Here is a 14,547-nt window from a genome sequence, read left to right as displayed (position 1 = left end):
TTCTGTTCGGGGGGTGTGGGTTGGATGGTCCGGGCCGGGTTCAGTGGCCCTGGGGCAGGTAGCTCGGGCGCGGCGCCGTCAGGCCCTGGCGGACCTGTTCGGTCAGGCCGTCGGCCAGCACCTCGTCGGCGCCCGCGGCCAGCCCGTCCAGCGCGCGCTGCACGATCTCTTCGGCGCTGCTCTTGGGCACTTCAAAGCCGCGCGTGAGGTCGGTGTCGACGTAGGCCATGTGCAGGCCCAGCACCTGGGTGTTCTGACCGGCCAGCTCGTGGCGCAGGGCGTTGGTCAGGGACCACGCCGCCGACTTGCTGGCCGAATAGGCGGCCAGCTCGCCGCCGTTGACCCACGAGGCCACCGACAGCACGTTGAGCAGTGCGCCGCCGCCGTTGGCCTTGAGCACGGGCGCAAAGGCTTTGCTCATGTTCAGCACGCCGAAGAAGTTGGTCTCGAAGAGGCGGCGGGCCACGGTGTCGCTGTCCTCCGCCAGAAAGCCACCGGGCTGGGCGATGCCCGCGTTGTTGATCAGCAGGGTCACATCGCCGGCCTGCCGGACCGCGGCAGCGATCTGATCGGGCTGGGTGACGTCGAGCCGCAGGGCCTGGACACCGGGCAGGGTCACGGTCGAGGGATCGCGGGCCGCGGCGTAGACCTTGCGGGCACCCCGTGCCAGCAGTTCGCGGGCAAAAGCCAGGCCGATGCCGCGGTTGGCACCTGTGATCAGGACGACAGCGTTTTCAATGTTCATGAGAGGCTCCAGAAAGAAGAAGGGACAGAAAAAGAACGGGACAGGAAGGGAGGGACAGGGAAATCACATGACGACCGTCATATGTAGAGGTCTGAAAAAGGCGCGAAGCTGCGCCTGGGTTCAGGGGGAACGGTTCAGCGGACCTTGATGACCACCTTGCCTTTGGCGCGGCCGCTGTCGACATAGGCCATGGCTTCGTTGGTGGCGTCGAAGGGGAACACCCGGTCGATCACCGGGCGGATGGCGCCCGATTCGATGAGCTGCGTGATCTGCCTCAGCTGGCTTCCGCTGGCCTTCATGAACAGGAAGGCGTAGCCGACCTGGAGGCGCCGGGCTTGCCTGCGGGTGCCGAAGCTGATGGCGCGCACGACCTGCTTCATCAACCACGGGGCCTTGATGTCTTGCGCGAACTGCGGATCGGGCGGCCCGGAGATCGAGATGAGGTGGCCGCCGGGCTGGAGCACGCCCAGGGACTTCGCCAGGGTCTTGCCGTCCTGGCTGTTGAGCACCACGTCGTAGCCGCTCAGGCGTTCTTCAAAGGCGTCGTTCTTGTAGTCGATGACCACGTCCGCCCCCAGGCCCTTGACCAGGGCGGCGTTGGTCGCGCTGGCGGTGGTGGCCACCGTCGCGCCCAGGTGCTTGGCCAGCTGGATGGCGAAGGTGCCCACGCCACCGGAACCCGCCTGGATGAAGACCTTCTGCCCCGGCTGGAGGTGGGCCATCTCCACCAGCGCCTGCCAGGCCGTCAGGCCCACCAGGGGGATGGACGCGGCCTCTTCCATGCTGATGTTCCGCGGTTTGAGGGCCACCGAGTCTTCCTTGACGGCGATCAGCTCGGCGAACGTGCCGATGCGGAAGTCATCGGCCCGGGCATAGACCTCGTCACCGACCTTGAACTGGCGCACGCGCGGCCCGACACGCACCACCACGCCCGCCACATCGTGCCCCAGGATCAGCGGCGTGCGGTACGGCAGGATGAGCTTGAACTCGCCGTTGCGCAGCTTGGAATCGAGCTGGTTCAGCGCGGTCGCGTGCACCTGGATCAGCACATCGTCGTCGCGCACCTCCGGCTCCGGCACATCGGCGGCCCGCAAACGTTCCTGTTTGCCGTAGCGGTCGAGGATGAAAGCTTTCATGGTTGTTCCTTGTTCCCAAAAGTGCCGGAGATCAACCCAGCGGACTGGGGTGAGAGAAGATTTGGCATGACGATCATCATACTTTTAAGCAAAAAAAAGCCCGCTTCAGCCCGTGGAAGGCGCCAGACGGTCGAGGGCCGCACTGCACAGCGCGTCCGACAACGCGGGGTCGTCGACCGCACGGGCCAGCACCAGGGTGCCCACCATGGTGGCCGCCGTCACCAGGGCCCGCTCATGGGCGCCGGGCTGCCCCCAGTCGGGCGACTGGCGGGCGATCAGATCGATCATTTCCTTGATGCGGCGCGTGGCCGCGCGGCGCACCTCGGGCGACTGGCGGGGCATTTCAGAGCCCAGGGCCGAAATGGGGCAGCCCGTCTCGATGCCCGCCAGGTGTTCCCTGGACAGATAGGCCTGCATCAGCGCACGCAGCGCCTGCTCGGGCGGGGCGGCGGCAATGACGCTGGCCGCCGCGGCGTTGGCCTCGGCGCCCGCGCGGTCCGCCGCTTCGGCCAGCATGGCTTCGCGGGACTCGAAATGGGCATAGAAGGCGCCGTGCGTCAGACCCGCCTCTTTCATGATGTCGGCCACACCCGTGCCGTCGTAACCGCTGCGCCGGATGGCGCGTGCCGCGGCCTGCACGATGCGCTCGTGCGAAGCTTCTTTGGCGGCGGCCCGGACATTGGCTGGTTCTTTTCGCATGACGTGCATCATACATAAAATCCGCCGTCCGTGCAAACGCACGCTCAAGAAGCCGCCCGGCCCCGCACCGGCTGCCCGTCCGTCATCCCGCTCCCCGGATAAAGAATCACCGTCTCCCCGGCCTTCAGCCCGTCCTGAACCCAGGCGCTGTCGGCGTTGCGGTCGCTGAAGGTGACGGCTCTGGCCCGGGCCTTGCCGGCTTCCATCACGAACACGCGCCAGGCCTGACCGTCGCGCACCAGCGCGGCCGAGGGCACGAGCAGCGCCCCGTCTTTCGCCGACACGGTGATGCGCGCGTCGACGCGGAAGCCGTCGCCGAGCGGCTGCAGGGCTTCGGCCGGCGCCTGCAGCGCGACGGTGACGTTGACGCGCTGTTCTTCGATGCCCAGGGCCGAGACCTTGGTGAAGGCGACCGGGTCGACCCGGGCCACGCTGCCGGCCAGCGGCGGCTGGCCGCGGCCGGTGCTCAGCTGCACGGTGGCGCCGGCGGCGATGCGCGGTGCGTCGCCCGAGAGCACGTCGATCACGGCTTCCATCGCGCCGGTGTCGCCGATCTCCAGCAGCGCCTGCCCGGCGGTCACGGGTTCGGCGCTGTCCTTGTGCAGCTTGAGCACGCGGCCACTGACCGGGCTCTTGAGCGACCACAAGCCTTGCGTGGCACCGCCCGCCGGTTCGGCACGGCCCAGCGCGGCACGGGCTTCGCCCAGGGCGTGGTCGGCGGCGGCCTGTTCGGCCTGCGCGGCTTTCAGGGCCTGGGCCGCGGCGTCGCGGGCCAGGCGGCTCTGGTCGCGGGCGGACGGGGCGATGAAGTTTTCTTTGGCGAGCTGGGCCGAGCGGTCGGCTTCGAGCGTGGCCTGCGCCAGCGCGGCCTGCAGGCGCCGCGCATTGGCGGCGGCGGCCCGGGTGGCGGCTTCGGCGCTGCCCACGCGCTGTTGCAGGACCTCGCGGGTGCGGGTGTCGATCAGGCCGGGTGCGGACGGCGCCAGCACGGCCACCACGTCGCCGGCCTTCACCGGGTCGCCCACCTTGAGCGTGGGCCGCTGCAGCTGCGCCGCCGTCGGCGCCGCGACCACATAGCGCTGCTGCAGGCGCAGCTGGCCGTCTTCTTCGATCACCTGCTCGAAGCGGCCCTGCGTCACGGCGGCGGTCTCGACCGTCACCGGCCGCGGCCGGTAAGCGGCCCACACCAGCGCGGCCACCATGGCGGCCACGGCCAGCCCCACGCCCCATTTGCGCGCGGGCGTCCACTTGCCACTGCTCTTGTTGATGTCGTTCATTCGCGTACCTTCAAAACGGAAACCAGGTCCAGCCGGTCGATCTGCCGGCGCACCAGCAGCGCGCTGGCCACGCCGGCGGCCAGCACGATCAGCGCCGCCGAGGCGTAGGTCGAGGGTTCGATCACCACCGGAAAATCGATCGCGTCGCTGGCCATCAGGGCCATCATGGCGCTGGCCAGCCCGTAGCCCAGCACGGCGCCGATCGGCAGCGCCAGCAGCAGCTCGCCGCCCAGCTCGGCCAGCAGCAGCACAGACACTTCGGCCCGCGTCATGCCCAGCACGCGCAGGCTGGCCAGCTCCCAGGCGCGCTCGGAGAGCGAGATGCGCGCCGCGTTGTAGATGATGCCCACCGCCATGGCGATGGCGAACAGCGTGAGGATGCCGCTGAACACGCCCATGTTCTTCGAGGTGCGCTGGTTGAAGGCGTCCATGGAGCCGGCCTTGTCGAACACCGAGCTGATGGTCGGCGCGGCCTTCACCGCGGCCCAGAAGCGGCCCATGGCCGCCGGGTCGACCTGCAGCGCCGCGTCGGCCACGCCCTCGCCGTCGCCGGCCAGGCGGTTCATGGTGTCCAGGTTCATGTAGAGCAGCTTGCCGAACATGCTGTGCACGATGTCGACCACCTCGACCTGCACCTGGCGCCGGTTCCACAGCCGGAAATCGATCTGCACCTGGTCGCCCACGCGCGCGCCCAACGCCTCGGCCAGCAGGGCCGAGAGCACCACGCCGTGCGGCGGCATGGCGACGGCGCCGCGCTGTTCGTCGACCACACGCAGCAGCCGCGCGTTGCCCCGGTAGCCGCTGAGCGCCGTGTCTTCGCTGCGGCCGCGCAGGCTGATCTTGACCGGCTCGGTTCGGTAGGGCTCGGCGTCGAGCACGCCGGGCAGGCGTTTCAGGTCCTGCACCACGCCCAGCGGCACCGGGCGGCGGAAGTTGACGAGCACATCGCCCTGCTGCACCTGGCGGAACTGCACGTCCACGATGACGGCGATGGCGTCGAGCCAGAAGGCGCCCGAGATCTGCAGCGCCACGGCCAGCGCGATGCCGGTGACGGTGAAGGCGGCGCGCAGCGGCCGTCGTTCGAGCTGGCGCACCACCATGCGCGCGCTGGTCGAGAGAAAGCGCCCCAGGCCCAGCCGCTCGACCAGGGTCTTCGAGTACAGCGGCGGCGCGGGCGGCATCATGGCCTGTGCGGGGCGCAGCCGCACCACGGCGTGGATGGCGGTCCAGGTGCCGGCCGCCGCGGCCAGGCCGGCGATCAGCGCCGAGGCCAACACCAGCCAGGGGCTGGTCGCGTAGGCCAGGCCGTTGAAGCGGAACACCTCGTCGTAGAGGCTGAGCATGCCGCGGCCGATGCCTTCGCTCAGCAGCAGACCGGCCGCCACGCCCAGACCGGCGATCACCAGCGCGAGCTGGATGTAGTGCCCCGCGATGGCGCCGTCGCTGTAGCCCAGGGCCTTGAGCGCGGCGATCTGGCTGCGCTGCGTCGCGACCTGGCGGCTGAGCACCACGTTGAGGATGAACATGGCCACGGCCAGGAAGATCGCCGGCAGCACCGTGCCCATGACCTTGAGCGAGGCCAGTTCGTCGCTCACGATCTTGGCAGAGAGCTGGCCGTCGCGGCCCACCGCGCCGACGCTGCCGTAGGGCGCGAGCAGGCGGTCGACCTGCGCGCGCACGGCCGTGACCGGCATGCCCGCGTTCAGGCTGAGCGAGGCCTGGTTGAAGGCGCCTTCCATGTCGAACTGCTCGGTCAGGCGCGCGCCGTCGACCCACCAGATGCCGAAGGCCGAGTCGTCGGGCGCCCCGCCCTGCGAGGCGAACACGTATTCGGGCGTGGCCGCCGTGCCAACCAGGTGCAGGGTCTCGCGCCGGCCGTTGAGGATGGCGTGCACCGTGTCGCCAGGGTTGAGCCCGCGCGCGGCGGCGAAGCGGTCACTGACCAGCGCTTCAAGAGCGCCGCCGCGTTCGGGCCAGCGGCCGCGCTTGAGCGTGAGCGCGTTCAGGCCCTGGCGCCCGGCGTGCACGGCCGAGAGGTTCAGCGCGATAAAACGGCCGGTGACCGGCGGGATGACTCCGGGCAGGTCGACCTGGGCGTCGAACACCACGGCCAGCTGTACGTCGGCCACGCCGTCGATCGCGGCCAGACGCTCGCGCAGCTGCAGCGGCGCGCGCTTGACGCCGACGAACACGTCGGCCAGCCGGTTGTCGGCGTAGAAGGTGTCGCGCGAGGACTTGAGCGAGGCGTGCACCGCGAACATGCCGACGAAGCCCGAGACGCCGATGGCCACCACCATGGCAATGGTCAGCACCTGCGCGCGCAGCCGCGTCAGGTCGCGCCAGAGCTTGGTGTGCAGAGCCGTCATGGCGCTGCGCTCCAGCGGAGCACCCTTCGGCCTGCGGCCTGTCCCGCCAGGCGGGAGCGAGCTTGCTTGGGGCGGCCCGGCGCTGCGCTCATCACCAGCTCAGCGCCGAGGCCGGCTGCTTGTGGGGGTTGTCGCGGCTCTCGACGATGCGGCCATCGGCCAGGCGCAGCACGCGGTCGGCCATCTCGGCAATGGGCGCGTTGTGGGTGATGACGACCGTGGTCGTGCCCAGTTCGCGGTTCACCCGCTCGATGGCCTGCAAGACCATCACGCCGGTCGCGCAGTCCAGCGCGCCGGTGGGCTCGTCGCACAGCAGCACGGCGGGCCGCTTGGCGATGGCGCGCGCAATGGCCACCCGCTGCTGTTCGCCGCCTGAGAGCTGCGACACAAAATGCCGCCGCCGCTCGGCCAGCCCGACCAGGGCCAGCGCGTCGGCCGGCACCATCGGGTCGTCGGCCAGGTCGGTCACCAGGGCCACGTTTTCTTCGGCGGTCAGGCTGGGGATCAGGTTGTAGAACTGGAACACGAAGCCCACATGCTCGCGCCGGTAGCGCGTCAGTTCGGCGTCGCCCGCGCCGATGAGTTCGTGCACCGCGCCGTCGTGGGTCCAGGTGGCCGAGCCGCTGGTCGCGGTGTCCAGCCCGCCCAGGATGTTGAGCAGCGTGGACTTGCCGCTGCCCGAGGCGCCGAGCAGCACCACGAACTCGCCGCGCGCGATGTCCAGGTCCACCCCGCGCAGCGCGTGCACGGCCGTGTCGCCCTCGCCATAGGTTTTGGTCAGGGCGCGGGCGGTGAAGACAGCGGGGAGAGTGGCGCTCAAAGGCGCACGGGGGCCGGTGGAGTCCATACGGGAATGTTCCACAACCCGCATGTCAGCGGGCTGACCGGGATCAAGCCCCCGACGGCTGGCGTCCATACACATTCCTGATGCGACCGGCGTTAGGCTTGCGCCATGAACAGCCTGAACGTTTCGCGTGTGATCCCCGCCCTGCTGGCCTGGGCCGCGGCCTGGGGTGCCATGGCCTGGCTGGACGGCCACCTGGACCTGGCCAACCTGGCCATGCTGCTGGTGCTGGCCTCGGCGCTGGCGGCCCTCTGGCTGCCGGGCTGGGCCAGCCTGGCCACCAGCGCGGTGGCGGTGATGGCCTTCAACTGGTTTTTCGTGCCGCCCCGGTTCACCTTCACCGTGGACCTGCACCAGAACGCGCTGCTGCTGGTGGCGCTGCTGCTGGTGAACTGGATCATCGCGGCCCTGGTGATCCGCCAGCGCCGCCAGGCCCATGCCGCGCAGCAGCTGGCCCACCGCGAAGCGCGGCTGCGCCAGTGGGGCGACACCCTGCGCGACGCCAGCGACCCGGCCGCCCACGCGGCGGCCCTGCAGACCGCCCTGCAGGCGGCCACCGGTGGCAGCACCGTGGCGGTGTCGGTGTTGCGCGCGCTGGGCGGCCAGCCCGACGATGCGACGACGCTGCAGGTGGGTGAACCGGACGCCGAACAGCGCGCCGGCCTGGCCCTGTGCGTGCGCGACGGACGGCCCATGGGCGCCGGCAGCGGGCGCTACGACGAGCTGCCCGACGCCTACCTGCCGTTGCGCGGCCGTGGGGTGACGCTCGGCGCGGCGCTGGTGACGGGCCTGGCCCGGCACCCGCAGGGCACCGAACTGCGGCCGCACCTGCAGGCCCTGTGCGACCAGATGGGCAGTGCGCTGCACCGCTCGCTGATCACGGCGCAGGAACAGCAGGCGCGCGAACAGGCCCAGCTGCAGGCCACGCGCAACGCCCTGCTGGCGGCCATTTCGCACGACTACCGCACGCCGCTGGCGACCATCATGGGCGCGGCCTCGGCCCTGCAGGAACAGGGCGAACGCATGGACGGCGCGCAGCGCAGCCGGCTGGCCGCGGGCATCGTGGAAGAAAGCGAACGCCTGGCCCGCCTGACCGACAACACCCTGCAGCTGGCGCGGCTGGACGCGCCCACGGTGGCCCTGCGCTGCGACTGGGAATCGACCGAAGAGATCGTGGGGGCGGTGCTGCGGCGCGCCCGGCGCCGGCCCGAGGGCGCGCGGGTGCACGTCTGGGTCGAACCGGGCCTGCCCCTGCTGTGGTGCGACGCGATGCTGGTGTCGCAGCTGCTGGACAACCTGCTGGACAACGGCCTGAAGTACAGCCCCGCCGACGCGCCGGTGGAACTGCACGCAACGCGCGAGGGCGAGCAGCTGGTGCTGGCCGTGAGCGACCGGGGGCCGGGCATTGCGCCGGCCTGGCACGACAAGGTGTTCGAGGTGTTCCAGCGCGGCGAAGGGGCCACGGGCAGCGGCGGCGGCGACGACTCCGGCCGCACCGGGGCCGGCGTCGGGCTGGCGGTGTGCCGGGCCATCGCCCGCGCGCACGGGGGCGAGATCCGGCTGCGCCCGCGTGCCGAAGGCGGCTGCCGCTTCGAATGCCGGCTGCCGCTGCGCAGCGCGGACCAGCCGGCGCCCCTGGCCCCGGAGGCGGCCCCGGCGCAGGAGGCGACGCCGTGAGCCAGCGCATCCTGCTGGTGGAGGACGACCGGGTGCTGCGCAACTCGCTGCGCGAGGCCCTGTCCATCGAGGGCTACGCGCTGAGCACCGCCGCCAGCCTGGCCGACGCCCGGGCGCAGCTGCAGCACGCCCCGCCCGGCGGGGCCATCGACCTGGTGCTGCTGGACCTGGGCCTGCCCGACGGCGATGGCCAGACGCTGCTGACCGAACTGCGCCGCAGCGGCCAACTGCCGGTGATCGTGGTCTCGGCCCGCGAGGCCGAGGGCCAGAAAATCCGCCTGCTCGACGGCGGGGCCGACGACTACCTGGTCAAGCCGTTCGGCATCGGCGAGCTGCTGGCCCGCATCCGCGTGGCGCTGCGCCGCCGCGGCCACGCCAGCGAACCGGCCCTGCTGCACTACCGCCACGGCCCGCTGGCGGTGGACCTGAAGACGCGCCGCGTGCAGCTGGCCGACACCGACGTGCACCTCACGCCCACCGAATACACCCTGCTGGCGCGGCTGGTGCGCCAGGCCGGCCAGGTGGTCACGCACCGGCAGCTGCTGGCCGACGTGTGGGGCGCCGAGCACGTGGACCAGACCCATTACCTGCGCCTGTACATGGGCCAGCTGCGCGCGAAGCTGGAGGCGGACAGCGCCGACCCCCAGCACCTGCTGACCGAGCCGGGCGTGGGCTACCGGCTGGCGGAGTCGGAATAACCCCCCTGCGCCGCTGACGCGGCTTCCCCCCTGCTGCGCGGGGGGACGCACCCTGTGGCCGGGCCGAGCCCGTTCCACGGGCGCCCTGGCCCTGGGCATTTCGCGCCGACTGCGTTGGTGTTCCGCCTGGTCCGCCCTTATGCGTTCCTGATGCCCCGCGGCGCATCGTGGAGGCCTGTGTTTCCACGGAGTCTCCATGCAGAAGATTGAAACCCCCGCCGCCGACGGCGCGGCGCCACCGGCCAGCGGCCAACAGGGCCTGGCCGCCCTCACCCTGGCCGCCATCGGCGTCGTCTACGGCGACATCGGCACCAGCCCGCTCTACACCGTCAAGGAAATCTTCGCGCCGCACACCGGCGTGCCGCTGGACGCGGCGAACCTGATCGGTGCCGTCTCGACCATCCTCTGGGCGCTGATGCTGGTGGTCACGCTCAAGTACGTGGTGCTGATCCTGCGCGCCGACAACCACGGCGAAGGCGGTGGCCTGGCGCTGACCGCGCTGGCGGCCCGTGCGGTAGAACAGCGCCCCGCGCTGCGCCGCGGCCTGCTGCTGCTGGGCGTGTTCGGTGCCACGCTGTTCTACGGCGACAGCCTGATCACCCCCGCCATCTCGGTGCTCGGCGCCATGGAAGGGTTGGAGGTGCTGACCCCGGCGCTCAAGCCCTATGTGGTGCCAGCGACGGTGGCCATCCTGATCGGCCTGTTCACGATGCAGCGCTTCGGCACCGCCGTGGTGGGCCGCTTCTTCGGCCCCATCATCGTGCTGTGGTTCGCCGTGCTGGGCGCCGTGGGCGCCTGGCACATCGCGCAACAGCCAGCCATCCTGGCGGCGTTCAACCCGCTGCACGCCTGGGCGTTCCTCGCCTCGCGCGGCTGGCATTTGTTTGCGGCGGTGGGTGCCATCGTGCTGGCGCTGACCGGGGCCGAGGCGCTGTACGCCGACATGGGCCACTTCGGCCGCCGGCCGATCCAGATCGCCTGGACCGGCCTGGTGCTGCCCGGCCTGGCGCTGAACTACCTGGGCCAGGGCGCGCTGCTGATGGGCGACCCGTCGGCGATCCAGAACCCGTTCTACCGCCAGTTCCCCGAAGCCTGGCTGCTGCCCGCGCTGGTGCTGGCCACGATGGCGGCCATCATCGCCTCGCAGGCGGTCATCTCGGGCGCCTATTCGCTGACCAAGCAGGCCATCGGCCTGGGCTTCCTGCCGCGCATGCGGGTGCGCTACACCAGCGCGCGCGAGATGGGCCAGATCTACATGCCGGGCGTCAACTGGGCGCTGCTGGTCGGCGTGCTGGCGGTGGTGCTGTTCTTCCGCAGCTCGTCGGCGCTGGCCAGCGCCTATGGCATCGCCGTCACGCTGACCATGATGATCACCACCGTGCTGACCTACTTCGTGGTGCGCGAGGGCTGGCGCATGCCGGCGCCGGTGGCCATCGGCGCCACCGCGTTCTTCCTGTGCATCGACGCGCTGCTGGTGGCCGGCTGCGCGATCAAGTTCCTCGACGGCGGCTGGTTCCCGCTCGCGCTGGGCCTGGCGCTGTTCGTGCTGATGAGCACCTGGCGGCGCGGCCGCGAGCTGCTGATGGACAGCATCCGCCGCGACGGCCTGGTGCTCAAGGACTTCATCGCCCAGCTCGACCCGCGCAGCGTGAACCGGGCCGAACGCACCGCCGTCTACGCGGTGGCCGACCCCGACACCGTGCCGCAGGCCCTGCTGCACAACCTCAAGCACAACCAGGTGCTGCACGCGCGCAACGTCATCCTCACCGTGCGCTTCCACGACGTGCCCTGGGTGCCGATGGAAGGCCGGGTGGACGTGCAGGCGCTGGACCACGGCTTCTGGCGGGTGCAGGTGAACTACGGCTTCATGAACACGCCCGACGTGCCCAAGGCGCTGGAGCTGACCGCCTCGCACGGGCTGGCCGTGCCGCTGTTCGAGACCAGCTACTTCCTCAGCCGCGAGACCGTGGTGCCCACACCGGGCGGCGGCATGGCGGACTGGCGCGAGAAGCTGTTCGCCACTATGAGCCAGAACGCGGGCGGCGTGGTGGAGTTCTTCCGCCTGCCAGGCAACGCGGTGGTGGAGCTGGGCACACGGGTGCCGATCTGAGGGCTCGGTCCGGGGAGGGCCACGGGCCACACCGCGGCCGCGGGCTCAGGTCGCCGCCGCCTCGCTGTGAAGCCACGACAGAAAGGCCTCGACCGCCGGGCGCCGGGCGTGGCGTTCGGGGTAGACGGCGAAGTGCGCCTTGACCCGCACCGCCTGCTCCAGACCGAACGGCGCCTTGAGCTTGCCCTCGGCCAGGTGGCCGCCCGCGTTCATCGCACTCTCCAGCGCCACGCCCAGGCCCTGCGTGGCCGCGTCCAGTGACATCTGCGCGCGGTCGAAGCGCAGGGAAAAGCGATCGGGCGCGCGCAGCTGGGAGAAGCGGCCGAACCAGTCAGACCACTGCACGATGCTCACATTGCTCTGGATCAGCGGCAGGTCCAGCAGTTGCTCCACCCGTTTGAGCTTGTGGGCCTTGATGAAGGCCGGGCTGGCCAGCGGCAGGATGGCTTCTTCGAACAGCGGCTCGACCACCAGATCGCCCCATTGCGGGATGCCGTAGCGGATGTCGATGTCGGCCTGGCCGAGTGCGAAGTCGCTGGGTGTGTGGGCGGCCGAGAGGTTGAGCGAGATGTCGGGGTAGGCCTGGGCGAAGCGGTGCAGCCGCGGCATGAGCCAGAGGCTGGCGATGCTGGGCGCCGAGTGCACGTAGAGGCTGTTGCGGATGCCCTGGCGCAGGTCGTCGGTGGCGCTGGCAATCGCGTTGAGCGCGGCCCCCACGTGCAGCAGGTAGTGCTCGCCCGCCGGGCTCAGGCGCACGCCGTGCGCGCTGCGCTCGAACAGGCGCACGCCCAGGTGCGATTCGAGCCGCGACACCTGGTGGCTGATGGCCGAGGCGGTGAGGTGCAGCTCGGCCGCGGCCAGTGCAAAGCTGCGCCGGCGGGCCACCGCTTCGAAGGCCTGCAGGTTGGCGATGGGGGGCAACGCGGCCATGGGGTGAACCCTCATGTTGAGTGACGATCCGTCATCTTACGCTGACCTTTTATCGCTTGTCATCAGCATGACCGGCTTTGAGAATCCGTTCCCAGCACTGTTCAACCACTGGAGACAAGACTCATGCTGCTCAAGGACAACGTGGCCATCATCACCGGCGGTGCCGGCGTCAATGGCCTGGGCTTCGCCACCGCACGGCTCATGGCCGCCCAGGGCGCCCGGGTCGCCATCCTCGACCTGGAACGCGCCGACCCGGCGGGCGCCGCCGCCCAGCTGGGCCACGGCGCCATCGGCCTGGTGGCCGACGTGACCGACAAGGCCTCGTGCGACGCCGCTGTGGCCGCCGTGCTCCAGGCCTTCGGCCGCATCGACACGCTGGTCAACAACGCCGGCATCACGCAGCCGGTGAAAACGCTGGAGATCACCGGCGCCGACTACGACCGCATCCTGGACGTGAGCCTGCGCGGCACGCTCTACATGTCGCAGGCCGTGCTGCCCACGCTGCGCGCGCAGCAGAGCGGTTCGATCGTCTGCATCTCGTCGGTGTCGGCGCAGCGCGGCGGCGGCATCCTCGGCGGGCCGCACTACTCGGCCGCCAAGGCCGGCGTGCTGGGTCTGGCCCGCGCCATGGCGCGCGAGTTCGGCCCGGAGAACATCCGCGTCAACTGCATCACGCCCGGACTGATCGGCACCGACATCATCAAAGGCAAGCTGACCGAAGAGAAGAAGGCCGAGATCGCCGAGACCATCCCGCTGGCCCGCCTGGGCCGCGCCGACGACATCGCCGGCGCGTGCGTGTTCCTGGCCAGCCCGCTCTCGACCTACTGCACCGGCATCACGCTCGACGTGAACGGCGGCATGCTGATTCATTGACCCCCCCCGCGCCGCCTGCGGCGTCACCCCCCAGGGGGCGGCACTGGCCGTCCGGCAAAGCCGGCCCGGCGGCGCCTCTGGACGGGACCGTTGCATGCGCCACGGAGCACCGATTTGAGAGAACCCTTCACCCACAACCACCGGAGACAAACACCATGCAACGCAAGACTTTCACACGCACCCTGCTCGCCGCCTGTGCCCTGGCCGCGGCCCTGCCCCTGGCCGCCCAAGCCCAGACCACCAAGCTGACCCTGGGCCACGGCGCCGCGCCGGGCAACCCGCGCCACGAGGCCGCCGTCAAGTTCGCCGAAGTGCTCAAGGCCAAGTCGGCCGGCCGCATCGAGGTGCAGGTCGCGCCCTCGGCCCAGCTGGGCGATGACGCCGCCATGGTCACCGCCGTGCGCACCGGCGCGCTGGACATGACCGCCAACTCGCAGGGCGCGGTGTCTGTGGCCGTGCCTGAGTACGCGGCCTACGGCATGCCCTTCATGTTCTCCTCGCCGGCACAGGCCTTCAAGCTGCTGGACGGCCCGCTGGGCCAGGAGCTGGCGCAGAAGTCGGCCGACAAGGGCATGGTGTTGCTGGGCACCTGGGACAACGGCATCCGCCACATGACCAACAGCAAGCACCCGATCACCAAGGTCGAGGACATGAAGGGCCTGAAGATGCGCGTGCCGCCGGACGCCACGCTGGTGGACATCATGCAGGCGCTGGGTGCCGAGGCGCAGCAGATCAAGTTTGCCGAGCTGTACGTGGCCCTGCAGCAGGGCGTGGTGGACGGCCAGGAGAACCCGCTGGTCAACATCCACGCCAGCAAGCTCTACGAGGTGCAGAAGCACCTGGCGCTGACCAACCACCAGTTCCAGATGACGCCCTTCCTGATGAGCAAGCGCAGCTGGGACCGCCTCTCCGACGCCGACCGCAAGGCCGTGACCGAAGCCGCCGCCGAAGCCACCGCGCTGCAGCGCAAGCTCTCGGCCGACGCCGACGCCAAGCTGCTGGCCGAACTCAAGGCCAAGGGTGTGCAGGTGACCACGGTGGACAAGGCCGCCTTCGCCAAGGCCACCGCCTCGGTGGACGACAAGTGGCTGGCCACACCCATCGGCCCGTACCTGAAGAAGGTCATCGCCGCCACACGCTGATCGGTTGAACCGATTGCGCGCGTCCTTCCCAGAAGCCGCCGTGGGGGGGG

Annotated in this window: 12 protein-coding genes; 5 read left to right on the top strand and 7 right to left on the bottom strand. The window is 70.6% G+C overall.

Going from position 1 to position 14,547, the window contains the following annotated elements; all coding sequences use genetic code 11:
• Positions 1–40: 40 nt before the first annotated feature.
• The 6 genes from RMP09_RS07820 to RMP09_RS07795 all read right to left on the bottom strand — a co-directional run bounded on the left by RMP09_RS07820 (position 41) and on the right by RMP09_RS07795 (position 7,070).
• Entirely contained in the window at positions 41–745 is a 705-nt protein-coding gene (locus tag RMP09_RS07820) for an SDR family oxidoreductase (RefSeq protein WP_310565411.1), read from the bottom strand.
• A gap of 134 nt (positions 746–879) precedes the next feature.
• The gene (locus RMP09_RS07815; RefSeq protein ID WP_310565410.1) at positions 880–1,881 is read right to left on the bottom strand and encodes an NADP-dependent oxidoreductase; all 1,002 of its coding nucleotides are present in this window, start codon (positions 1,879–1,881) and stop codon (positions 880–882) included.
• Positions 1,882–1,986: 105 nt separating this feature from the next.
• A complete protein-coding gene (locus RMP09_RS07810) occupies positions 1,987–2,592 on the bottom strand; it encodes a TetR/AcrR family transcriptional regulator (RefSeq protein WP_310565409.1) in 606 nt (201 codons plus the stop codon).
• 32 nt (positions 2,593–2,624) lie between these two features.
• Positions 2,625–3,857 (bottom strand): efflux RND transporter periplasmic adaptor subunit, encoded by a 1,233-nt coding sequence (locus RMP09_RS07805; RefSeq protein ID WP_310565408.1) that lies wholly within the window; start codon positions 3,855–3,857, stop codon positions 2,625–2,627.
• Positions 3,854–6,223 (bottom strand): ABC transporter permease, encoded by a 2,370-nt coding sequence (locus tag RMP09_RS07800; RefSeq protein WP_310565407.1) that lies wholly within the window; start codon positions 6,221–6,223, stop codon positions 3,854–3,856. Before RMP09_RS07800 ends, RMP09_RS07805 begins: the two co-directional genes overlap by 4 nt.
• Positions 6,224–6,314: 91 nt before the next feature.
• Positions 6,315–7,070 (bottom strand): ABC transporter ATP-binding protein, encoded by a 756-nt coding sequence (locus RMP09_RS07795; RefSeq protein ID WP_409559697.1) that lies wholly within the window; start codon positions 7,068–7,070, stop codon positions 6,315–6,317.
• 105 nt (positions 7,071–7,175) lie between these two features.
• Here RMP09_RS07795 and RMP09_RS07790 point away from each other — a divergent pair, with 105 nt between their 5' ends.
• The 3 genes from RMP09_RS07790 to RMP09_RS07780 all read left to right on the top strand — a co-directional run bounded on the left by RMP09_RS07790 (position 7,176) and on the right by RMP09_RS07780 (position 11,552).
• Complete coding sequence (locus tag RMP09_RS07790; RefSeq protein WP_310565405.1) at positions 7,176–8,744, top strand: ATP-binding protein; 1,569 nt, start codon at positions 7,176–7,178, stop codon at positions 8,742–8,744.
• A complete protein-coding gene (locus RMP09_RS07785; protein ID WP_310565404.1) occupies positions 8,741–9,442 on the top strand; it encodes a response regulator in 702 nt (233 codons plus the stop codon). Before RMP09_RS07790 ends, RMP09_RS07785 begins: the two co-directional genes overlap by 4 nt.
• Positions 9,443–9,638: 196 nt before the next feature.
• Complete coding sequence (locus RMP09_RS07780; protein ID WP_310565403.1) at positions 9,639–11,552, top strand: potassium transporter Kup; 1,914 nt, start codon at positions 9,639–9,641, stop codon at positions 11,550–11,552.
• Between the two features lie 45 nt (positions 11,553–11,597).
• Here the strand turns inward: RMP09_RS07780 and RMP09_RS07775 are convergent, their stop codons facing one another.
• A complete protein-coding gene (locus tag RMP09_RS07775; RefSeq protein ID WP_310565402.1) occupies positions 11,598–12,482 on the bottom strand; it encodes a LysR substrate-binding domain-containing protein in 885 nt (294 codons plus the stop codon).
• Between the two features lie 123 nt (positions 12,483–12,605).
• Here RMP09_RS07775 and RMP09_RS07770 point away from each other — a divergent pair, with 123 nt between their 5' ends.
• Both RMP09_RS07770 and RMP09_RS07765 read left to right on the top strand, forming a co-directional pair.
• Positions 12,606–13,355: an SDR family NAD(P)-dependent oxidoreductase gene (locus RMP09_RS07770; RefSeq protein WP_310565401.1), complete on the top strand. Its 750-nt coding sequence runs from the start codon at positions 12,606–12,608 to the stop codon at positions 13,353–13,355.
• Positions 13,356–13,510: 155 nt separating this feature from the next.
• Positions 13,511–14,497 carry a TRAP transporter substrate-binding protein gene (locus RMP09_RS07765; protein WP_310565400.1) on the top strand — a complete coding sequence of 329 codons (987 nt, stop codon included), beginning with the start codon at positions 13,511–13,513 and terminating at the stop codon, positions 14,495–14,497.
• Positions 14,498–14,547 lie beyond the last annotated feature (50 nt).

It is taken from the genome of Hydrogenophaga sp., assembly GCF_031426985.1.
In the GTDB taxonomy this organism is placed as follows: Bacteria; Pseudomonadota; Gammaproteobacteria; order Burkholderiales; family Burkholderiaceae_C; genus Hydrogenophaga.
This window is presented reverse-complemented; position numbering and strand designations above follow the sequence as displayed.